The 20,400-nt window shown below is 66.9% G+C and carries 20 protein-coding genes and 2 pseudogenes; 11 read left to right on the top strand and 11 right to left on the bottom strand.

Annotation, left to right across the window (positions count from 1 at the left end; all coding sequences use genetic code 11):
- Window positions 1-356 precede the first annotated feature (356 nt).
- From AWC07_RS13545 to AWC07_RS13535, 3 genes are all read right to left on the bottom strand, one after another.
- Complete coding sequence (locus AWC07_RS13545; protein WP_036412540.1) at window positions 357-869, bottom strand: DUF3145 domain-containing protein; 513 nt, start codon at window positions 867-869, stop codon at window positions 357-359.
- A gap of 144 nt (window positions 870-1,013) precedes the next feature.
- The gene (locus AWC07_RS13540; RefSeq protein ID WP_036412542.1) at window positions 1,014-1,832 is read right to left on the bottom strand and encodes a serine hydrolase domain-containing protein; all 819 of its coding nucleotides are present in this window, start codon (window positions 1,830-1,832) and stop codon (window positions 1,014-1,016) included.
- Window positions 1,833-1,845: 13 nt separating this feature from the next.
- Window positions 1,846-2,928 (bottom strand): class I SAM-dependent methyltransferase, encoded by a 1,083-nt coding sequence (locus tag AWC07_RS13535; RefSeq protein ID WP_036412547.1) that lies wholly within the window; start codon window positions 2,926-2,928, stop codon window positions 1,846-1,848.
- A 458-nt stretch (window positions 2,929-3,386) separates the two neighbouring features.
- On the opposite strand from AWC07_RS13535, the gene AWC07_RS13530 reads away from it, so the two are divergent.
- Window positions 3,387-4,472, top strand: a complete 1,086-nt coding sequence (locus AWC07_RS13530; RefSeq protein ID WP_036412543.1) for an S-(hydroxymethyl)mycothiol dehydrogenase — start codon at window positions 3,387-3,389, stop codon at window positions 4,470-4,472.
- Window positions 4,421-5,086 carry an MBL fold metallo-hydrolase gene (locus AWC07_RS13525; RefSeq protein WP_425271246.1) on the top strand — a complete coding sequence of 222 codons (666 nt, stop codon included), beginning with the start codon at window positions 4,421-4,423 and terminating at the stop codon, window positions 5,084-5,086. The genes AWC07_RS13530 and AWC07_RS13525 overlap by 52 nt, the downstream gene beginning before the upstream one ends.
- Window positions 5,087-5,094: 8 nt before the next feature.
- On the opposite strand, the gene AWC07_RS13520 is transcribed toward AWC07_RS13525, so the two are convergent.
- Both AWC07_RS13520 and lnt read right to left on the bottom strand, forming a co-directional pair.
- A complete protein-coding gene (locus AWC07_RS13520) occupies window positions 5,095-5,799 on the bottom strand; it encodes an SHOCT domain-containing protein (protein ID WP_036412546.1) in 705 nt (234 codons plus the stop codon).
- The gene (gene lnt, locus AWC07_RS13515; protein ID WP_085105104.1) at window positions 5,796-7,295 is read right to left on the bottom strand and encodes an apolipoprotein N-acyltransferase; all 1,500 of its coding nucleotides are present in this window, start codon (window positions 7,293-7,295) and stop codon (window positions 5,796-5,798) included. The genes AWC07_RS13520 and lnt overlap by 4 nt, the downstream gene beginning before the upstream one ends.
- Window positions 7,296-7,377: 82 nt before the next feature.
- Between lnt and AWC07_RS13510 the strand changes: the two genes are divergently transcribed.
- On the top strand, window positions 7,378-8,331 hold the full coding sequence (locus tag AWC07_RS13510; RefSeq protein ID WP_036416527.1) for an SDR family oxidoreductase: 954 nt from the start codon (window positions 7,378-7,380) through the stop codon (window positions 8,329-8,331).
- Between the two features lie 608 nt (window positions 8,332-8,939).
- Here the strand turns inward: AWC07_RS13510 and AWC07_RS13500 are convergent.
- Both AWC07_RS13500 and AWC07_RS13495 read right to left on the bottom strand, forming a co-directional pair.
- Entirely contained in the window at window positions 8,940-10,769 is a 1,830-nt protein-coding gene (locus AWC07_RS13500) for an Hsp70 family protein (protein WP_036416528.1), read from the bottom strand.
- A 112-nt stretch (window positions 10,770-10,881) separates the two neighbouring features.
- On the bottom strand, window positions 10,882-11,967 hold the full coding sequence (locus tag AWC07_RS13495; protein ID WP_036416529.1) for an NAD(P)H-dependent amine dehydrogenase family protein: 1,086 nt from the start codon (window positions 11,965-11,967) through the stop codon (window positions 10,882-10,884).
- Between the two features lie 51 nt (window positions 11,968-12,018).
- On the opposite strand from AWC07_RS13495, the gene AWC07_RS13490 reads away from it, so the two are divergent.
- The 4 genes from AWC07_RS13490 to AWC07_RS13475 all read left to right on the top strand — a co-directional run bounded on the left by AWC07_RS13490 (window position 12,019) and on the right by AWC07_RS13475 (window position 16,427).
- Entirely contained in the window at window positions 12,019-13,269 is a 1,251-nt protein-coding gene (locus AWC07_RS13490; protein ID WP_051508139.1) for an MFS transporter, read from the top strand.
- A gap of 21 nt (window positions 13,270-13,290) precedes the next feature.
- Window positions 13,291-13,671, top strand: coding sequence for an MmpS family transport accessory protein (locus AWC07_RS13485; RefSeq protein WP_036416531.1), 381 nt, complete (start codon window positions 13,291-13,293; stop codon window positions 13,669-13,671).
- A gap of 88 nt (window positions 13,672-13,759) precedes the next feature.
- Window positions 13,760-15,061: a cytochrome P450 gene (locus AWC07_RS13480; protein WP_036416532.1), complete on the top strand. Its 1,302-nt coding sequence runs from the start codon at window positions 13,760-13,762 to the stop codon at window positions 15,059-15,061.
- A 1-nt stretch (window position 15,062) separates the two neighbouring features.
- Complete coding sequence (locus tag AWC07_RS13475; RefSeq protein ID WP_036416534.1) at window positions 15,063-16,427, top strand: flavin monoamine oxidase family protein; 1,365 nt, start codon at window positions 15,063-15,065, stop codon at window positions 16,425-16,427.
- Here the strand turns inward: AWC07_RS13475 and AWC07_RS13470 are convergent.
- The gene (locus tag AWC07_RS13470) at window positions 16,396-17,013 is read right to left on the bottom strand and encodes a class I SAM-dependent methyltransferase (protein ID WP_244187583.1); all 618 of its coding nucleotides are present in this window, start codon (window positions 17,011-17,013) and stop codon (window positions 16,396-16,398) included. The two genes, AWC07_RS13475 and AWC07_RS13470, sit on opposite strands and share 32 nt — an antisense overlap.
- Before the next feature lie 102 nt (window positions 17,014-17,115).
- Between AWC07_RS13470 and AWC07_RS13465 the strand changes: the two are divergent.
- Together AWC07_RS13465 and AWC07_RS13460 are read left to right on the top strand one after the other, a co-directional pair.
- Window positions 17,116-17,244: pseudogene (locus tag AWC07_RS13465) on the top strand (ester cyclase); the annotation flags it as partial.
- Between the two features lie 70 nt (window positions 17,245-17,314).
- On the top strand, window positions 17,315-17,842 hold the full coding sequence (locus tag AWC07_RS13460; RefSeq protein ID WP_036416540.1) for a hypothetical protein: 528 nt from the start codon (window positions 17,315-17,317) through the stop codon (window positions 17,840-17,842).
- A 305-nt stretch (window positions 17,843-18,147) separates the two neighbouring features.
- Here AWC07_RS13460 and AWC07_RS13455 read toward each other — a convergent pair whose 3' ends face one another.
- The 3 genes and pseudogenes from AWC07_RS13455 to AWC07_RS13445 all read right to left on the bottom strand — a co-directional run.
- Window positions 18,148-18,474, bottom strand: coding sequence for a type II toxin-antitoxin system RelE family toxin (locus AWC07_RS13455; protein ID WP_084293646.1), 327 nt, complete (start codon window positions 18,472-18,474; stop codon window positions 18,148-18,150).
- Window positions 18,431-18,712: a type II toxin-antitoxin system Phd/YefM family antitoxin gene (locus tag AWC07_RS13450; protein ID WP_036416543.1), complete on the bottom strand. Its 282-nt coding sequence runs from the start codon at window positions 18,710-18,712 to the stop codon at window positions 18,431-18,433. The genes AWC07_RS13455 and AWC07_RS13450 overlap by 44 nt, the downstream gene beginning before the upstream one ends.
- A 65-nt stretch (window positions 18,713-18,777) precedes the next feature.
- Window positions 18,778-19,174, bottom strand: a pseudogene (locus AWC07_RS13445) (IS607 family transposase); the annotation flags it as partial.
- A gap of 332 nt (window positions 19,175-19,506) precedes the next feature.
- Between AWC07_RS13445 and AWC07_RS13440 the strand changes: the two are divergent.
- A complete protein-coding gene (locus tag AWC07_RS13440; RefSeq protein ID WP_036416545.1) occupies window positions 19,507-19,896 on the top strand; it encodes a YidH family protein in 390 nt (129 codons plus the stop codon).
- On the top strand, window positions 19,893-20,225 hold the full coding sequence (locus tag AWC07_RS13435; protein ID WP_036416548.1) for a DUF202 domain-containing protein: 333 nt from the start codon (window positions 19,893-19,895) through the stop codon (window positions 20,223-20,225). Before AWC07_RS13440 ends, AWC07_RS13435 begins: the two co-directional genes overlap by 4 nt.
- Window positions 20,226-20,400 lie beyond the last annotated feature (175 nt).

Here is a 20,400-nt window from a genome sequence, read left to right as displayed (position 1 = left end):
CCCTCGATCCCGCCATCCAGGAGATCGGCACCAACAATGCCGTCCGCTGCATCGCTGGATCCTGGACACTCCTCCACCCACAAGCACCCGATGTCCAACAGTGGCTTGTCAAGTTCCAGGCGGACCGCTGGTTACCCGAGCTGACCGATAAGTCGTTGTGTCGGTATGCATTTCATTCTCTGGTTCCCGACCTGATCGCCTCGATCCAGGGATGCGTCGACTCACACAACGATGCCCACGACCACACGTTGGGACCGCGACCGCAGAACCCATCCTCGCCAGGCTCGCCCCGGGGACGCATCGTCCCGGAAAAACTCAGTTAATACTGCGACCCGAAGGAGTCGCGCCGGGGTTAGCTAACCGACTCCGCGGCTCAACCACGCGACCTCACCCGCGTCGCCACCGTCTCGGTACACCTCGAGCGCCTCGTCCCACGCAGTTCCCAGCACCGAATCCAGCTCGGCGGCAAGGGTGTCAGCGCCCTGCGCCATCAACGTCCGCAGCCGCATCTCCCCCACCATGATGTCGCCGTTGGCGCTCATCGCACCGCTCCACAAACCCAGCTGCGGGGTGTGGCTGAACCGCTGCCCGTCGACTCCTGGGCTGGGATCCTCGGTGACCTCGAACCGCAGCACCGACCACGAACGCAACGCATTGGCCAGCCGGGCGCCGGTGCCCACCGGCCCCACCCAGTTGGTGACCGCACGCAATTGCCCGGGCATCGCCGGCTGCGGCGTCCAGACCAGATTCGCCTTGGCCTGCAGGGTCGACGACAACGCCCACTCGACATGCGGGCATACCGCCGCGGGCGAAGCGTGGATGTACACCACGCCGGTCGTCACGTCGGCGAACTGATTCGACGCACGCATCTCTGCTCCTTCGGTTCCGCGAGGGACGTCTTCCCCAACGACCTGGCGAACCCGAGCGAGCGAGATGCCTACCCTGAAATTATTGTTGTCTTGCGTGTCTATTGTGCCTTGTGGGACCGGTGTTGCGCTAGTGTGCAGTCCGGATTAGCTGTGCTCGGCCAAAACCGAGTCCGAAATCGCCGGCCAGGGCCCTCGGGCCCACTCGCCGAAATCACGATCCGTGAGGACCACCAGCGCCAAGTCCGCGTCGGGATCGGCCCAGATGAACCCGCCTGCCTGACCGAAATGGCCGTACGTTCGCGGCGAATTGCGGGTACCCGTCCAGTGCGGCGACTTGGCATCCCTGATCTCAAACCCCAGCCCCCAGTCATTGGGGCGCTGGACACCGTATCCGGGCAACACCCCGTCCAGGCGCGGGAACTGCACGGTGGTCGCCACGTCGTGCATCTGCCGGGAGACCGTCGACGGGCGCAACAGATCACCGGCGAACAATGCCAAGTCGGTGACCGTCGAGGTGGCGCCGAACCCGGCTGCGGCCGCACCGCCATGCAGCCGGGTGGTCGCCATGCCCAATGGCTCGAACACCGCCTGGGTCAGATAGCTGCCGAATTCGATTCCCGATTCCCGCTGCACTGCTTCGGCAAGCACAGTGAAGCCGTAGTTGGAATACATCCGGCGGGCGCCGGGCCGTGCCAGCTCCTTCGCCGAGTGCATCGCCAGCCCGGATGCGTGCGCCAGCAGATGACGGATCGTGGACCCGGGTGGCCCCGCCGGGGTGTCGAGGTCGACGACGCCTTCCTCGACGGCGATCTGCGCGGCGCGGGCCACCAACGGCTTGGTGACCGACGCGAGCGTGAACACCTGCGTGGTATCGCCATGGGTGGCCAGCACACCGTCGGGTCCGATTACCGCCGCGGCGGCAGCGGGCACCGGCCAGTCGTCAAGAACATCCAAAGCGGCCATCGAGTCCGGCGCTTCACTTCCTGGCGATGTAGTAGTTGTTCAACGGATCTGATTCGATCTCGGACACGTACACGTCACTGAAGCCGGCGTCGGCGAGCATCGAGGTGGCCACCTGGCGGCCCCACACGGTCCCCAACCCCACGCCGTCCAGCGCCAACGACACCGTCATGCAATGCATCATCGACGTGGTGTACAGGTAGGTGCTCAGCGGGACACCGATGTTGTCCTCGAGTCGGCTCGACGCTTTGATGTCGACCATCAGCAGCACACCACCGGGTCTCAGGGCTCGATAGATGTTCTGCAGCACCCGCGCTGGCTGCGCTTGGTCGTGGATGGTGTCGAAGGCGGTGATCACGTCGTACGCGGCAATTTTTTCGGGGACCTTGTCGAGCTGCGCCAAGTCATGTCGCTCGAATGCGGCGTTTTTCAGGCCAAGCGCAGCCGCCTCCGCGGCGCCCGTCGCCACCGCCGCCTCCGAGAAGTCGATGCCGGTGAACCGGCTTTGCGGGAACGCCTGTGCCATCAGGTTCACCGCATGCCCGCTGCCGCAACCGAAATCGGCCACCTCGACGCCGGCCCGCAGACGCTCCGGCAGGCCCTCGACCAATGGCAAGACCACGTCGACGAGGGTGGCGTCGAACACCTCACCGCTCATCTCGGCCATCAGCGTGTGGAAGCGCGGATAATCGCTGTAGGGCACGCCCCCGCCCACCCGGAAGCAGTCAATGACCTTTTGCTCGACTTCACCGAGCAACGCGATGAACTGCGTGACACGGGCCAGGTTGTTGGGCCCGGCGGCTCGGGTAAGGGCTGCCGCCCTATGCGCGGGCAGCGCATACGTCGCGTTCCCGGGGTCGTAGTCGACGACCTGCGCGGCGGTCGCGCCACCCAGCCATTCCCGGACGTAGCGCTCATGCAGCCCCGCCGCCTCGGCGATCTGGGCGCTGGTCGACGGCGGCAGCTCTGCCATCGTGTCCAGCAACCTGGTCTGATGGCCGACACTGAGCAGGATCGCCAGACCCGCGCTGTCGATAGCCGCCACGATTCTGTTGCCGAATTCCTCACTGGTTTCGGGGCCGGTTTCGGTTGCCGTCATGATCAGCGACGCTACACGGGGCTGGTTGGAGCTCTGGTCCAAGGCGAAGACGGTTCTGGACAATCGTGCGCCGGTGCCGCCGGTGCCGGCGCCGCCCGCGGTGGTTCCGTTGCCGCCATTGGCGCCGTTGCCGCCGTTGCCGATCACCACCGCACCCGCACCGCCGATCCCACCGGTCCCGCCGGAGCCGGGCAGACCGGGGGTGCCGTTGCCGATCAGCGGGCGCCTTGTCGCCAACTCGAAGGGCAGGTTGATCGCATTCATTACTTGTTGTTGCACGGCGTGCAACGGCGTGATGGGTGCCGGAGCCTCGAAATCCGTCCAGCCCCACCAGCAGCCCGCTGATGCCGCCGACGCCGGGGACGCAATGTGGTCTTTCAGTTCTCGACGCCGGCCCTGGACAACACCGGTGCCGAACACCCGTCCTGAATTTGTCCGGCACGCTATAGGTTGGGGCCATGAATCAGACAGTGCGCGGCGTGATTTCACGAAAAAAGGGTGAGCCCGTTGAATTGGTGGACATCATCGTCCCAGAGCCCGGGCCCGGCGAGGTCGTCGTCGACATCAGCGCCTGCGGGGTGTGCCACACCGATCTGACCTACCGCGAGGGCGGCATCAACGACGAATACCCGTTCCTGCTGGGCCACGAGGCCGCGGGCACCGTGGAAGCGGTCGGCCCTGGGGTGACCACGGTCGAGCCAGGCGATTTCGTGATCCTGAACTGGCGCGCCGTGTGTGGTCAGTGCCGGGCGTGTAAACGCGGTCGACCCCACTACTGCTTCGACACCTTCAATGCCGAACAGAAGATGACGCTGACCGACGGCACCGAACTGACCCCCGCGCTGGGCATCGGCGCGTTCGCCGACAAGACGCTGGTGCACTCCGGTCAATGCACCAAAGTCGATCCGGCAGCCGATCCCGCCGTGGCCGGTCTGCTGGGCTGCGGAGTGATGGCCGGCATCGGTGCCGCGATCAACACCGGCGGGGTTACCCGCGATGACACCGTGGCGGTGATCGGCTGCGGCGGGGTGGGTGACGCCGCGATCGCCGGCGCCGCGCTGGTCGGAGCCAAGCAGATCATCGCCGTCGACACCGACGACACCAAGCTGGCGTGGGCCCGCGAATTCGGCGCCACCCACACCGTCAACGCCCGCGAAACCGACGTCGTCGCAACCATCCAGGACCTCACCGACGGCTTCGGCGCCAACGTGGTGATCGACGCCGTCGGCCGGCCCGAAACCTGGAAACAGGCGTTCTATGGGCGCGACCTGGCCGGAACCCTCGTACTGGTGGGCGTGCCCACGCCCGAAATGCGGCTGGAGATGCCGCTGCTGGACTTCTTCTCCCACGGCGGAGCGTTGAAGTCCTCGTGGTACGGCGACTGCCTACCCGAACGCGACTTCCCCACCCTGGTCGACCTCTACCTGCAGGGCCGGCTTCCACTGGACAAGTTCGTCTCCGAACGAATCGGGCTCGGCGACGTCGAGGAGGCATTCCACAAGATGCACGACGGCAAGGTGCTGCGCTCGGTGGTGATGCTGTGATCGAGCGCGTCGTCACCCATGGGACTTTCGAACTCGACGGCGGCAGTTGGGAAGTCGACAACAACATCTGGCTGGTCGGCGACGACTCCGAGGTCGTGGTTTTCGACGCCGCCCATGACGCGGCTCCGATCATCGAGGCGGTCCGGGGCCGCAATGTGGTGGCGGTGGTGTGCACGCATGGCCACAACGACCACGTGACGGTGGCTCCCCAACTCGGCCAGACGCTGGACGCGCCGGTGCTACTGCACCCCGGCGACGACGTGCTGTGGCAAATGACGCACCCGGACAAAGACTTTCGCGCGGTCGACGACGAAGAGGCGCTGCGTGTGGCCGGGACGGAGTTGCGTGCGCTACATACCCCGGGCCATTCACCGGGATCGGTGTGCTGGTATGCGCCGGAGCTGGGTGTCGTATTCAGCGGTGACACCCTCTTCGCCGGCGGACCCGGGGCAACCGGACGCTCGTTTTCCGACTTCCCCACGATTCTGCGGTCGATCTCGCAACGGCTCGGGGCGTTACCCGGCGACACCGTCGTGTATACCGGTCACGGCGACAGCACCACGATCGGCGACGAGATCGTCCACTACGAGCAATGGGTTGCCCGCGGTCGCTGAAGGGCCGGTCAGTGCCCCTGAAGAATCCGGCGCTTCTCGGCCTGGAACTCGCTTTCGGTCAGTGCCCCTGAATCACGCAGAGCCGCAATGGTTTTGAGCCGCTCAAGCTTAACTCCTTCGGCGCTGGGCTCGCTGGGTTCGACAGGCGCCGACCAAGTCGGCGATACCACGGTAGGCCGGCTGCGACTCAGCCATATCACCGACAAGGCCAGATCCCCCAGGCCGACGACGAAGACGGCGACGAATACCCATACCAGATAGCCGTAGGAGCTCTGGTGACCGAAAGCCAGTCGCGGGTTGATGTATCCGCCGACCTGGCCCTCGGTCGTCACGCGGTAGGTGCCTTCGACCGGAACCTGGACAATCCACACCCGCACATGCGCGTCGTTGTTGACCGTGGTTGTGCTGCCGATACTTTCGGTGACCCGCGGTTGTGGCACGCCCTCGGGCGGGTCGATCGAGATGCCCAGCGGCGGCACGGGCAGGCCGGTGCCGTTGGTGCCGCCGATGACCACGGTGTGCAGGCTGACGTTGACCTCCCCGGCCGGCAGGTGGACGCTGCCCGATCCGGGGACGGGCACTTCGCCGTAAGCGTTGTACTTGTCCAGAAAGAATGCGTTGAGCACCAACGTGGTGATGAAGCCGGCCACCGACACCACCAACATCGCGATGGCCAGGGTCAGCGAAATCTTGGCGGCCCGTCTGCTGTTCATCCACGCAGTTTGGCACGCCGACGGGCACGAAGCATCGCGACGACCACAACACCGGTAAGCACCACAAACGCGGTCACCGGCACCCAATCCCCCAGCCGTTGGTACACCGTGGTGCTTGAGCCCAACGGAACGCTGACCACTACGGCCCCCCGGAAATCCGACGGGCACCACGCCAGCCGGTGCCCCCGGACGTCGAAAGCCGAACTGTCGCCGGACAACCCGGCGTGCACCGCCGGGCGGCCCGCCTCGACCGCACGTACCGCGGGCTGCGTGGCCAATTGCGGCTGCGCCCAACTGCCTTGAAACGTCGAGGTGGAACTCTGATACGCCAACAGCTCGGCCCCCAGCAGTGCTTCGCGCCGCGCCAGATCGGAAAACGTCGCCTCATAGCTGATCAACGGCCCGATATCGAGACCACCGGCAGACAGCACCACCGGCCCCGGTCCCCGCTTCCGGTCTTCGGCGGCGGCCTTGCTGTGGCGGGTGACCCAGCCGACCAGCGGCCGCAGCGGCACATATTCGCCGAACGGCACCAGACGGGTCTTGTGGTAGATGCCGAGCACTCCGCCCGCACCCACGAGTACCGACGACTTGTAGATGCCCCCGCCCGGCGCTGCCGCATCGACGTTGACCAGCAGCTCGGCGCCCACCCGCCGCGACAACTCCGCCAGCCGGGCCAGCACCTCGGGATGTCCGGTGAGATCCTGCCCCACGCTGCTTTCGCCCCAGACCACCAAGTCCACCCGCTGGCCTACGAGGGTGGCCGTGATCGCCTCACTGGCCGCCGCACGGGCGGTCGCATCGTCGATGTCGCCGGGCTGTACCAGCGCGACTCGCACCGTCGGACCGGAGGCGGGCGCCGGGCCCAGCAGATACCACGCCGGTCCGAGTCCCGCGCATGCCACCGCACACCCCAGCGCGACCAGCCCCATCGGGCCGTGGTACACGATCGCGACGGCGATGGCGGCATTGGCAGCGACCATCAGGAAGCTCGTCAGCCACACTCCGCCCAGCGATGCCGAGGCCAGGGTGACGGGCTGATTCCACTGCGACGCGCCCAAGAGCGCCCACGGACCGCCCAACGGGGGCCACGCCCGCACCGCTTCGGCCGCCACCCACGCGCTGGGCAGCACCACCACCGCCGCAGCCATGCGGCCGGCGGTCATCGGCGCCGACAGCAGCCGGTGGGCGATCCATCCCCACGGCAGCCACAGGGCACCCAGGCCCATGGCGTACACCACCAACAGCGGTCCGGTGCTGGTCGCCAGCCAGTATTGAGTGGTCAGCACAAACCCGCCGACACCCCAGCAGGCCCGCACGGCGCCGTCCCACGATGTGGCCGCGGCCCGCACCGCCAGCAGCAGCGGCACCACCGCGAACCACGCCAGCCACCACCACGATGGCGCCGGGAAAGCCAGCGCCGGTAGCGCGCCCAAGACCAACGCCGCCGCCCATCCGGGGACGCGCCGCCGGCACGTTCCCAAATGGAGGGCCATGGTGTTCAGCATGCCGGTCGGATTCTGCGACGGCGAGGGAAAGAGGACACTAGACAGGCGCCACCGGAAAGGAGTGAAACGCATGGCTAACGATCTGATCGCCACGGTGCCCGATCTGTCCGGGAAGCTCGCCGTCGTCACCGGCGCCAACAGCGGGCTCGGGTTCGGGCTGGCCCGACGGCTCTCGGCGTCCGGCGCCGAGGTGGTGATGGCAATCCGCAACCGCGCCAAGGGCGAGGCTGCGATCGAGCAGATCCGCACCGCGGTTCCCGACGCCAAGCTGACCATCAGGGCACTCGACCTGTCGTCGTTGTCCTCCGTCGCCGAGTTGGGTGAGCAATTGAACTCCGAAGGCCGCCCGATCGACATTCTGATCAACAACGCCGGCGTCATGACCCCACCCGAACGCGACACCACCGCCGACGGCTTCGAATTGCAGTTCGGCAGCAACCATCTCGGTCACTTCGCGCTGACCGCCCAGGTGCTGCCGCTGCTGCGCGCGGCGACGGCCGCGCGGGTGGTCTCGCTGAGCAGCTTGGCGGCACGGCGCGGCCGTGTCCACTTCGACGACTTGCAGTTCGAAAAGTCCTACGCCCCCATGACGGCCTACGGACAGTCGAAGTTGGCGGTGCTGATGTTCGCGCGAGAGCTGGACCGCCGAAGCCGCGAGGCCGGCTGGGGCATCATGTCCAATGCCGCGCACCCCGGGTTGACCAAGACCAACCTGCAGATCAGCGGACCTTCGCATGGCCGGGAGAAGCCGGCGCTGATGCAGCGGCTGTACCAGGCGTCGTGGCGTTGGACTCCGTTCTTTTGGCAGGAGATCGACGAGGGGATACTGCCCGCGCTGTATGCGGCCGCCACCCCGCAGGCTGAGGGCGGGGTGTTCTACGGCCCCCGGGGCTTTTACGAGGCAGCCGGCGGCGGCGTCACGGAGGCCAAGGTGCCCGCCCGGGCCCGCAACGATGCTGACTGCCGACGTCTCTGGGAGGTTTCCGAGCGTCTCACGGGGGTCAGCTATCCGACGCCGGCCTGACAGGCCGGAACCGGTCTCGGTTGTTCATCGAGACTGCAGCCACTGCCACGGCCATCGGCGTGTCGTGCGTGTGGCTGCAGTGTCGCGGGGACGACGACGTGTGTACCGGCAGGCGTTTCGATCCAGCGCTGCATTGGGTAACCGGAATTGAGGGGTCGGTCACAAACTGCAACGGCAAAGGGGCACGGGCATGACTGCGCACGACGAGCAGGCCGCGGCCGCAGCGACCACGGGCAATAGGCCGGCAGCAGCAGCGACGGCAGGAACCGAATACTTCCGAGGTACCGGAACCCAGCGACGAAGCCAAAGAAACCGCGGCCGAAATGATGACGGCCTATGAGGACCGGCCGACGTTGGTGTTGCCCGGCTCCGGCAGGATCATTACCGGCACGGCGGTCGGCGACTGGCTCGACGAAAACGGGCATCCGCGATACGCCGACGACACGGATGCGCCGGCGGCAAAAGCCAAGGCAGACAACAAAGAAACGACGAAGCCAAGAAGGTCGCAGAGAACCTGGACAAGGACAAGGCCTACAACGAAGAAGTTCTCAAGTCAGCCCGGGATGAGACAACGGCGGGCTGAGGCGCTTGGCGCGGGATGACCGGGTCTAGAGCCCGGGAACCTGGGGTATCTGCGGGAAACCGATGCCGGGAATCTGCGGGATCGCCGGAATCGGGGGTATCTGCGGCACCGCCGGCGCTTGCTGGGTAGGCGGTGCCTGCGTGGTGGCCGGCGGCTGGGTGGTCGCGGGCGGCTGGGTGGTCGTAGGAGGCGCCGTCGTCGGAGGCGTCGTGCTTGCCGGCGGTGGGGTCGTCGTCGGAGGCGGTGGTGTTGTTTTGGTGGTAGGCGGGGGCGCCGTCGACGGCGGCGGCGGTGGCGGCGCTTGCGGCGCCGGCTCGTGGGTACCTTGCGGTTGCGTTGGCAGCGCCGGCTCCGGGCTCCCCCCGGTTGGCGGCGGCGGGGCAGGTGCGGAAGTAGTCGGGGCCGGGCTCACCCCTGGCGACCGTGTCGCGGGCTTGTCATTGGAGCCCAGCGCGATCGCCACCGCGGTGCCGACCAGCAGCACCGCGACGACCGTGCTGACGATGATCACCGCCGGCAGGCGATACCACGGGATGACCGGCGGCTCAGGCTTCGACTCCGCGGGCGTGTCATGATCGAACGCCAACTGCGGGCGGGCAGAGGTGTAGCCGGAACCGCCGGCATCCGCATAGGCGTCACCGGGCACGGGCATGACGCGGGAATCATCGTCGGCCTCCGACCAGGCCAGCGCGGGCTGCAATGCCGACGCGGGCGCATCCGCGCCACCCGGTGCCGGGGGGGCCAGCGGCGCCAGTGCCGTCGCGGCGACCGCCGGGGCCGAGGTCAACACCGTCGCACTGGTATCGGCCGGCCCTCGGGCCGCCCGCAACGCCGCACCGATAGCGGCTGTCAGCTGCGGGCGCGGCGCCGTGACCACCGGTACTCCGAATCGACCCGACAGCGTCGTGGTGACCGACGCGATGTTGGCCCCACCCCCGACGGAAACGATCGCGACCAGGTCCGCCGGATGAATTCCGTTGCGCACCAACGTTTGCTCCACAACGAGAGCGACACCGTCCAACGCCTCGCGGATCGTCTCGTCGAGCTCGTTTCGGGTGAGCCGGATTTCGCCATGCATCCCCGGCAACTCGTCGGCCAAGGTGGTCACCGTGCTGTGGGAGAGCCGCTCCTTGGCGTTGCGGCATTCGATCCGCAGCCGGTTCAACGAGCCGATGGCCGCCGTCCCGGACGGGTCGAACGAACCGGTGGCCGGCATTTCCGACATCACGTATGTCAGTAGCGCCCGATCGATCAGATCACCGGAGAAGTCTCGATGCCGCACCGTCGCGGCGACCGGCTGATAATCGCCGGCCGCATCGACCAGCGTGATGCTGGTCCCGCTGCCGCCGAAGTCGCAGACCGCGACGATGCCGCGGGCCGGTATGCCGGGGTTGGCCCGCATCGCGAACAGCGCGGCCGCCGCGTCGGGGATCAGCAGTGGCTGGGTTTCGTGCGACCATTCCGGCACCCGGCTCAGCGCGGCACCCAGCGCGTCGACCGCGGCCGTCCCCCAGTGGGCGGGATAGGTCAGCGCGACATGGTCGGGCAGGGCCCGCCCACCGGTGGCGGTGTAGGCCAGCGCACGCAGACTGTCGACCACCAGAGCCTCGCTGCGGTGCATCGAGCCGTCGGCCGCGACGATGCCGACCGGGTCCCCCACCCGGTCCACGAAGTCGCTCATGACCAGGCCGGGCTGATCCAGTCTCGGGTTTTCCGACGGCAGTCCGACCTCGGGCGGGCGCTGCCGATACAAGGTCAGCACCGGTTTGCGGGTAATCGCGTGGTCGGCGGTCACCGCCGCCAGATCGGTGGCACCGATCGACAGCCCCAGTGCGGGCCGTGGTCCTTCTGCCATGGTTTGTCCCCGTCCGGCTGGGCGCCCCCGCGCCCGCCTACCCGAAATTGTGCCGTCTACACCTATAGCCGTTCTTTGCGCCGGCTATGCGCGAGCTGTATAACGACATAGCTCAGCGGATGGTGCCCGCGCCGGGAATCAGTGGCAGGTCCAGCGCGGTGACCCAGCCCGGAGACAGGTCGTTGACGGCCGGGACGGCGTTGAGCGCCCGCATCCCGGTCGCCAGGCACCCGGCGGTGGCCGCATCCCGGCCCGAGCCGTCGGCGAACCGGAACGCGGTTTCCTGGAAGATGCTGGGGGTTCCGTCGATGTCCACCCGGTAGACGTCGTCGTCGTGACCGGAGGGCCAGTCGGGCGCGGCGTCGCGGCCGATGCGGTTGACGTGCTCGAGTTGAATGCGCGTCTCGCCCCGGTAGATGCCGTTGATGGTGAAGCGGACGGCGGCGACCTGGCCCGGCAAGATGGCGCCCTTCACCGAGTAACGCTCGGTCGGCGTCACCCACTTGTCCCAGGTGGTGGTGATCTCGTCGAGCATGATCCCGGCGGCGTGGGCGATCATCGGGACGGTGGCGCCCCACGCGAAAATCAACACGTCGCGGTTTTCCAGGATCGGGCTGAATTCGGGCTCACGCCCGATGCCCATTTCTTTCTCGTAGTCGCCTTCGTAGTTGGTGTAGTCCAGCAGCTCGGAAGCGCGCACTCGCCGCACCTCGGAACACAGCCCCATCAGAGTCATGGGAAACAGGTCGTTGGCGAATCCCGGGTCGATGCCGGTGGTGAAACAGGACGACTCCCCCAGCTCGCACGCCTCGGTGATGGGCGCGATCCATTGCGGCGGGTTCAGGTGCATCGTCGGCCAAATCCACGGCGTCATCGCGGTCGAGCACACGTCGATGCCGGCCCGCAGAAACCGGGTGATCAGCGCGATGTTGGCGTTGGCCTGCATCGCCGTCGGTCCATAGTGCACCAACGCGTCAGGCTTGAGAGCGATCAGGGCCTCGACGTCGTCGGTGGCGACGATGCCGACCGGCCCGGGCAGCCCGCAGATGTCGCCGACGTCGCGCCCGACCTTGCCGGGGTTGCTGACGCCGACCCCGACCAGCTCGAACAGCGGATGCTTGACGATTTCGGCGATCACCATCTTGCCGACGAAGCCGGTGCCCCAGACGACTATTCGCTTAACGTCCCGTTGCGACATCAACAGCCACCTCCCGGCTTCACCCTAGGGGGCGTTGACGTCACCTCTAGCATCGGAGCGGTGCGAAGCCGGTCAGCGTTGAGTGCGTGGCGCTTCGTGGCGGTGTTCGGCGTGGTCAGCCTGCTCGCCGACTTCGTCTACGAGGGCGCGCGGTCGATCACCGGTCCGCTGCTGGCGTCCCTGGGTGCGACCGGACTGGTGGTCGGCGTGGTGACCGGCATCGGCGAGGCCGCCGCGTTGGCGCTGCGGTTGGTGTCGGGTCCGCTGGCAGATCGAACCCGACGGTTCTGGGCGTGGACGGTCGCGGGCTACGCGCTGACGCTGATCACGGTTCCGCTACTGGGAGTCGCGAGCGCGTTGTGGGTGGCCTGCAGCTTGGTGATCGCCGAGCGGGTCGGCAAGGCGGTGCGCAGTCCCGCCAAGGACACGTTGCTGTCGCACGCCGCCAGTGTCACCGGCCGGGGCCGCGGCTTTGCCGTGCACGAGGCCCTCGACCAGGTGGGGGCGGTGATCGGTCCGCTGACCGTGGCCGGGGTGCTTGCCGTCACCGGCAACGACTACGCCCCCGCGCTTGGCGTGCTCGCGCTGCCCGGTGCGGCGGCGCTGGCGCTGCTGCTGTGGCTGCGAATCCGGGTGCCGCATCCTGACTCCTATGAAGACCCAGCGGCTTCCGCTGTGTCAACCGATGGTGTTGCAGCACAACGGTTCTGGGAGTTGCCGCCGCGGTTCTGGCTGTACTGCGGATTCACCGCGATCACCATGTCCGGTTTCACCACGTTCGGGTTGTTGTCGTTTCACATGGTCACCCACGGTTTGCTGAGCGCTGCCGCGGTGCCGGTGGTCTATGCCGCCGCGATGGCCGCTGATGCGCTGGCCGCACTGGCTTCCGGCTACAGCTACGACCGGTTCGGCGGGAAAAGCCTTGCGGCACTGCCGCTTCTGTCGAGCATGGTGGTATTGTTCGCCTTCAGCGGCAACGCCACGATGGTGGTGGTGGGCGCGCTGTTGTGGGGTGCGGCCGTGGGGATCCAGGAATCCACGTTGCGGGCCGTGGTCGCCGACCTGGTCACCGCCCCGCGGCGAGCCAGCGCTTACGGCGTGTTCGCGGCCGGACTGGGCGCGGCAAGCGCGGCCGGCGGCGCCCTCGTCGGCTGGCTGTACGAGATCTCAACCGGCACGGTGGTCGTGGTGGTGGTCGCAATCCAGTTGGTTGCGCTGCTCAGCATGTTCACCATCGGGTTACCGCGCGGTGCGGCGGCGGCGGCGCCAAGGCCGGCCGAAACCCCTTACCTGCCGCCTTAAGTGATGACACGATGGACAACCATGACCAGTCGATCGGCAGCCAAGCTACGTCACCTCAAACGCCTGAGCGGACCCGCGGCGGTGTGCGCTCTCGGCATCGGCTTCACGGCCACGTGTGGTCTGGCGAACGCCGATCCACTTCCTCAGCTACCGCAGGTCCGCTACGAGGTGAGCGGCAGCGGTGTCGCCGAGTACATCTCGTACCAAACCGACACCGGTCAGAAGCGTGCGGTCAATGTGGGCCTGCCATGGTCGACCCAGTTCACCGCCTTCGGCGCTCAGGTGTTCGTGCTCAGTGCACAGGGCCCGGGAAGCGTCACCTGCAGAATTCTGCTCGACGGCAACGTGGTGACGCAGCAGACGGCGACGGGCGCCCCGGGACACACGGTCTGCACGCATTGACATTGCCGGGTCCACTAACTCGACCGCTGGCGGTTTAAGCTCGCCAATGTCACCCTTCAAGGACGAAGCGGGACACAGGAGGAGCACGGTGGACCTCAAGACTGACCGCAATGCGGGCCTGCTGCCCCGGGCCAACGGGACGCCGCCGCCGGAGGTTCCGCTGTCCGAGATCGACCTGGGTTCGCTGGAATTCTGGGGCCGCGACGACGACTTTCGCGACGGCGCCTTCGCCACCTTGCGGCGGGAAGCCCCGGTCTCGTTCTGGCCGGCGCTCGAATTGCCGGGATTCACCGGTGGCGCCGGACATTGGGCACTGACCCGCCACGACGACGTCTTCTTCGCCAGCCGCCATCCGGAGGTCTTCCATTCCTCGCCCAACATCACGATCAACGACCAGACGCCGGAATTGGCGGAGTACTTCGGCTCGATGATCGTGCTCGACGATCCCCGGCACCAGCGGCTGCGCTCCATCGTCAGCAGGGCGTTCACGCCCAAGGTGGTGGCCCGCATCGAGGCGTCGGTACGCGACCGTGCGCGGCGGCTGGTCGCGGCGATGATCACCAACCATCCCGACGGCCAAGCGGACCTGGTCAGCGAGCTGGCCGGGCCGCTGCCGTTGCAGATCATCTGCGACATGATGGGGATTCCCGAAGAGGACCACCATCGGATATTCCATTGGACCAATGTGATTCTCGGGTTCGGCGACCCGGATCTGACCACGGATTTCGAAGAGTTTCTTCACGTTTCGATGGACATCGGCGCCTATGCCAGCGCGCTGGCCGATGACCGCCGCGTCAACCACCACAACGATCTGACCACGAGCCTGGTCGAAGCCGAGGTCGACGGCGAGCGGCTGTCGTCGTCGGAGATCGCGATGTTTTTCATCCTGCTGGTGGTGGCCGGCAACGAGACCACCCGCAACGCGATCAGCCACGGCGTGCTCGCGCTGTCGCGCTATCCGGAGGAACGACAACGATGGTGGTCGAACTACGACGGGCTGGCGCATACCGCGGTCGAGGAGATTGTGCGCTGGGCCTCTCCGGTGGTCTACATGCGCCGCACCCTGAGCGAAGACGTCGAACTCAGAGGCGTCACGATGGCCGCCGGCGACAAGGTCTCGCTGTGGTATTGCTCGGCCAACCGGGATGAGTCGAAGTTTGCCGATCCGTGGCGGTTCGACGTGTCGCGCGACCCCAACCCGCACTTGGGCTTCGGCGGTGGCGGCGCGCATTTCTGCCTGGGCGCCAACCTGGCTCGCCGCGAGATCCGGGTGGTGTTCGACGAGTTGCGCCGGCAGATGCCCGACGTCGTCGTGACCGAGGAGCCGGCCCGGTTGCTGTCGCAGTTCATTCACGGCATCAAACGCCTGCCGGTGGCCTGGGGTCATTGAGATGGCCGACGTCGATGTCTGCGTGGTGGGTGCCGGATTCGCCGGTCTGACGGCTGCGCTTCGGCTCAAACAGGCCGGACGTTCCGTCACATTGCTGGAGGCGCGGGACCGGGTTGGCGGCCGGACCTTCACCGTCGAGCGTGACGACGGATCCTGGATCGACAAGGGCGGCGCCTGGATCGGGCCGACTCAAGACCGAATCTATGCGCTGATGCACGAATTCGGGGTCTCGGCCTTCAAGCAGTACACCGGCGGCGAAGCCATGATGGTGGTCGACGGCAAACAGCACCGCTATCAGGGCACGGTCCCGTGGACTATGAGCCCGTGGGCATCGTTGAATCTGGGCGCCGCCATGTTCGAAATCGGCCAGATGTGCAAGACGATCCCGCTCGAGTCGCCATGGGAAGCCAAGAAGGCCGCCAAGTGGGATCGCATGACGCTGGCCCAGTGGCTGCGCAATTACGTCATGTCCAAGGCGGCCCACGACCTGCTGGAAACCGCCATCGCCGGCACCTACACCTCGGACGCTTCCGAGGTGTCCATGCTGTTCGTTCTCTTTCAGATGGCATCGGGTGGTGGGCCCGGTTTCGTACTGGGTGGCGAGGGCGGCTCGCAAGACTCCCGGCCGGCGGGAGGTATGGGTGCCATCTACCGGCCGATGGCCGCCGAGCTGGATGACGCGATCACGTTGTCCCGGCCGGTGCGGTCCATCAGCCAGGACTCCGACGGCGTCACCGTGCAAGCGGACGGTCTAACGGTGCGGGCCGGTCGGGCCATCGTCGCGGTGCCGCTGGCCATCGCCAGCCAAATCGTCTATGAGCCAATGCTTCCCACTGATCGGTCGTTTCTGCATCAGCGGATGCCCAGCGGTGCGATCGTCAAGATCTCGATCGTCTACGACGAGCCGTTCTGGCGCGTCGGCGGCCTCTCCGGCCAAAGTGCCGCGCCGGGATCGCTGGCGACGGTCACCATCGACGGCTGCCCCGACACCGGCACCCCCGGCGTGCTGGTTGTGGTCATCGAGGGCCCGACCGCGCGGCAATACGAGCGTCTTGACGAGGCCGGCCGCCGCCAGGCGGTGCTCGACGCCCTGGTGGACCGGTTCGGCGCCAAGGCCGGCAGGCCGGTGGACTACGTCGAGCAGAACTGGAGCCGTGAGCGTTATTCCGGGGGTGGGATGATAAGCCACGCACCCCCGGGTGTGCTCACCCAGTTCGGGCATGCGCTGCGCAGGCCGTGCGGCCGCATTCACTGGGCGGGCACCGAGACATCGGCCACCATGTGCGGCTGGATCGACGGCGCGATTCGCTCCGGTGAGCGGGCCGCCAGCGAAGTCATGTCCACCGAGACGCTGACGGTGGCTTGAGCGAATACACGAACAGCACCCGCGGGTATATGCTCAGCCATTCGGGCGGCTGCAGGAATCGCGTCACGCGAGATGCGTTCTGGCCCAACCAGTTCAGTGCTAACCGATAAGCGGCGATGTCAGCCGGCGGGAATGGGTAGCGGTAGTACCGCGCGAACACCTCCACGTGGGCGCGAAGGATCAGCTTGCCGAGTCGGCCGTCCGGCATGTCCTCGAACACCATGACGCTACGACGTGCGACTCGATGACACTCTTTCACCAAGGCCGCCGGATCATGGCTGTGATGCAGCACCTCGCTGAGTACAACGTGGTCAAATGCATTGCCCGGCGACGGAATCGAGGTGCCATCGAACAGCCGGAACGGCACCGGGGCCCGGCGGAAGTCCGCCACATCCACGCCGCTGGCGTCCACCCCGTACATCTGCTGCAGATACGCCGACAGATGGCCGGTTCCGCACCCGACGTCGAGGACGCTGTCCCCCTCGCCGAGGTAGCTTGCGAGCGCTTCGGCCTGTCCGCGCAATCTGGCCGACGGCCGCACGACGTTCAGCACGTCCACGAGAGCCGGTGGCGAAGGCAGCCGCACGGCGATCATTGTGCCCGGAAAACCTCTCGGAGGGTGGGCGACCCGCTGCGGCGGCGGATGCAATCACTCGATCGCGCCGGCTCCCGCGTTTTACTCTCAAGCATGCCCATTCACGCACTCCCCGCCGCCGACGTGCTGGCTGCCCGGCAGCAGCTGGTCCTCGACCACTTCCACGACGAGGTCCGCCACGACTGGGACGCTCCCCGCATTGACCAACACCACACCCGTTACCTTCGCCGAAGCCGCGACTTAGGCGAGTACGCTTTCGCACCGAGGTCCCGATGCTGAGAATCCCGCTGCGATGAGGCAAAAAATCCGTCGCCTGGTGCGCGGCTTGTCGGCGGCCGCACTGTTGGCGGCCGCACTGTTGGCGGGCTGTGCCACCAACAGCGTCCAGGCCGGTACCAGCCCGGCCGGCAGTAAGCCGGCAACGGCGGCCGGGCGCACCAGCACACCACCCACCCCGGCAGGCCCACGCACCGAGAAATGGATTACCCTGCAGGTCGGCGAATGCGTGGCCGACCTGCCACCGGCCGACCTCAGCCGGATCACCGTCACCGTAGTCGACTGTGGGACACCGCATTTGGCCGAGGTGTATCTGCGCGCACCGGTGGCGGTCGACAACGCGATCAGCACTGTCACGAATCGAGAGTGCGCGGCCGGGATCGGTTCTTACACCGGGCAATCGGTAGACAGCGGCGCATATTCCGTGACATACCTAATCGACTCCAACCAAGACAGAACCGGGGCCAATCCCACCCCGAGCACCGTCATCTGCCTACTGCAAGCGCCGAACGGTCAGCTGCTGACCGGATCCGCGCGTCACTGACGCGCTCCCGACGCGATCCGGTCGAGGACACGGATGTTGTGCGCAGTGCACCCGCTGGGTCCACGAGAGCGCAGGACAGAGCTGCCTCTCGATCTGGCGGCTGGTTGGCAGATAGTCGTAATAGGCCGCGCGGGTGAAGCCGCTCCGAGAAGCTGCCGGCGATGAGGAAACGTCCACCTGGGTGAAGCACACGTGCGATTTTGCGTGCCGGTAGGTTGCCGATGTGGTGCCAGACGAAGATTGTTGTTGCTCCGGATGTGGCGCAGTCACCGTGACGATTTGATCAGTTGACGTCCTAGAGCCCTTCACGGGTGCCGATAAACATCGGAGCGATGGTCGACGCGATGGACCCAGATCGTCTGGACCTCGTCATCGATGCGGTAGAGAAGTCGGTAGGGGCCACGTCGGGCACTGTGATGGCCAGCCAGGTCGCGCCCGAGCGGCTTGCCGACGCGGCGCGGTTCGCGCGCCAGGTCGCCAAACGCGAATTCGATGACCGCCGCGCGGATCCGCGGCGGTAACTTGTCGAGGTCACGCTTGCCTGTGGCCGTGAATCGGGTCGTGTAGATGTCATCGGAGTTGGCCACCTCAGTGCGGCCGCCGAGGCACCTGATACTCGGCTCGGATCTCATCTTCGCCGTAAGTCCGGCCGGCGGCGATGTCCGCCTCGGACTGTTGCACCGACTCGGCCACGCCCGGCTGCGACAGCCAGTGCAAGGTCGCCTGAATGGATTCCCACTCGTCGACACCGATCAGCACCGCGGCCGGGGCCCCGTTCTTGGTAATCGTGATCTGATCGCGGGTGTCACGAACCGCGTCGACGTACTCGTTGATTTTGGCCTTGACTTGAGTCACCGGTATGACGCGCATAACTTCATCGTAGCTGAATTCAGGTCCGGCGAAGACCTGAATTCAGAGTCGTTATTTACGTTACGTCAATTCGCGGTGCTGTGCAGCGCGCGTTTGCCGTAGAGCCGCGCCCACATCGACGTCAGGATCGGTCATATCGCGCACGACGTCACCGTCGACCTCGGCCGAGTCAACCACCACCAGCACACGACCCTGGGCAGCAAGTGCGGCTTCAACATACGCAGAGCCGAACCGGCAGAACCGATCCCGGTGCTCCACCACGATCCGCGTCACCGCCAGATCACCCAGCAGTGCGAAAAACTCTCGGCGGTGCCCGTTCAGCGCGGAGCCGACATCGGTGACGACCATGTCGACCGGTATCTGCTGGGTGGTGGCCCACGCGGTCACGCGCGCCACCTGTCGATCCAGATCGGATTTCTGGTCCGCTGAGGATACCCGCGCATAGACCGCCGTCCGCCCGCGCCGTGGTGTCTCGGCTGCCGCATGCTGGCAGCCCTCCGATACCGGCCTATTACAGGCCAAGCAGCTCCGGAACATTGACAGAGTAGCGGCGGGCCAGGCGATGGGTGCCCAGTTCGGCAAACCGACACGAAGCCGAAACCGCTGGTCAGGTGCTTAGGGCAACTAAATGCGGGCCGAAGATATTTCGGCGCAGGCGCACCGGCGATCGGACCGGGCGACCACCGGATCGCAGTCGTTTCTCAGCAGAGCATTTCACCGCGTCACGGCCCGGCCCTGGCTACACTCGGTCGACGTCGAGCGCCTGTCCCCCGACTTTCTCTGGGAGTTGCCCCGTGGCCGATCACCTCACGCCCGCCGGCACGCAAGGCGCGGACAGCCCAGCCGAAACCGAACCCGACTACCGGTTCACCCTGGCCAACGAGCGGACGTTCCTGGCTTGGCAGCGCACCGCCCTGGGACTGCTCGCCGCGGCGGTCGCGCTGGTGCAACTCGTCCCGGAGCTGGCGATCCCCGGCGCCCGCCGGATGCTGGGTGTGGCGCTCGCGGCACTGGCAATCCTCACCAGCGGCATGGGCCTGCTGCGCTGGCGGCAGGCCGACCGTGCCATGCGCCGTGGCCTGCCGTTGCCCCGTCACCCCACGCCCGCATACCTTGCCGTGGGTCTGGCCCTGGTCGGGATCGTCGCGCTCGGTTTGGTGATCGTCAAGGCGGTCCGGGGTTGAGCCGGCCGCCAGCGGCGAGCGGGACATCGGATCGCGGGCTGCAGGCGGAACGGACAACGCTGGCCTGGACCCGGACGTCGTTCGCGTTGCTGGTCAACGGGGTGTTGCTGACGCTCAAGAATCTGCACGGCCACTACGGAGCGGCGGGGTTGATCCCGGCCGGCCTGGCCGCCCTTGCGGCCTCGTGCGGCTACGCGATCGCCTGGCAGCGGCAGCGAACGCTGGGCCGTCCGAGGCAGACCCGAATCACTGCCCGCCGCCAGGTCTACATCGTCGGGACGGCGGTGCTGGTGCTCATGGTCGTGACCGCGTTTGCCCAACTGCTGTAAAGGCATCGCGGCGCAGTCGTTCGGTCAGTATCCGGATCCGCCTCCTACATCGCGAGGGATGCGACAGCGACCACGGCAGGTCGCCATTCGGTGTGCTGCCGCCCAAGTTGGCCTTTCGTTTGCTCAATCAATTACGGCTGGTCGCCGAGTCGGGTGTGCGACAGTGGACGGGCCC

The organism is Mycobacterium gastri (genome assembly GCF_002102175.1).
Classification (GTDB): domain Bacteria; phylum Actinomycetota; class Actinomycetes; order Mycobacteriales; family Mycobacteriaceae; genus Mycobacterium; species Mycobacterium gastri.
The sequence above is the reverse complement of the archived record's forward strand: the minus strand, read 5'-3'. Positions and strand labels throughout refer to the sequence as shown.

Bases quoted from the DNA above. Each gene is read 5' to 3' on its own strand.
- AWC07_RS13535 (WP_036412547.1), bottom strand. From the start codon at position 2,928: ATGACGGCAACCGAAACCGGCCCCGAAACCAGTGAGGAATTCGGCAAC.
- AWC07_RS13460 (WP_036416540.1), top strand. From the start codon at position 17,315: ATGAGGCAAAAAATCCGTCGCCTGGTGCGCGGCTTGTCGGCGGCCGCA.
- AWC07_RS13475 (WP_036416534.1), top strand. From the start codon at position 15,063: ATGGCCGACGTCGATGTCTGCGTGGTGGGTGCCGGATTCGCCGGTCTG.
- AWC07_RS13455 (WP_084293646.1), bottom strand. From the start codon at position 18,474: ATGAGATCCGAGCCGAGTATCAGGTGCCTCGGCGGCCGCACTGAGGTG.
- AWC07_RS13530 (WP_036412543.1), top strand. From the start codon at position 3,387: ATGAATCAGACAGTGCGCGGCGTGATTTCACGAAAAAAGGGTGAGCCC.
- AWC07_RS13510 (WP_036416527.1), top strand. From the start codon at position 7,378: ATGGCTAACGATCTGATCGCCACGGTGCCCGATCTGTCCGGGAAGCTC.
- AWC07_RS13485 (WP_036416531.1), top strand. From the start codon at position 13,291: ATGACCAGTCGATCGGCAGCCAAGCTACGTCACCTCAAACGCCTGAGC.
- AWC07_RS13545 (WP_036412540.1), bottom strand. From the start codon at position 869: ATGCGTGCGTCGAATCAGTTCGCCGACGTGACGACCGGCGTGGTGTAC.
- AWC07_RS13495 (WP_036416529.1), bottom strand. From the start codon at position 11,967: ATGTCGCAACGGGACGTTAAGCGAATAGTCGTCTGGGGCACCGGCTTC.
- lnt (WP_085105104.1), bottom strand. From the start codon at position 7,295: ATGGCCCTCCATTTGGGAACGTGCCGGCGGCGCGTCCCCGGATGGGCG.
- AWC07_RS13540 (WP_036412542.1), bottom strand. From the start codon at position 1,832: ATGGCCGCTTTGGATGTTCTTGACGACTGGCCGGTGCCCGCTGCCGCC.
- AWC07_RS13500 (WP_036416528.1), bottom strand. From the start codon at position 10,769: ATGGCAGAAGGACCACGGCCCGCACTGGGGCTGTCGATCGGTGCCACC.
- AWC07_RS13520 (WP_036412546.1), bottom strand. From the start codon at position 5,799: ATGAACAGCAGACGGGCCGCCAAGATTTCGCTGACCCTGGCCATCGCG.
- AWC07_RS13450 (WP_036416543.1), bottom strand. From the start codon at position 18,712: ATGCGCGTCATACCGGTGACTCAAGTCAAGGCCAAAATCAACGAGTAC.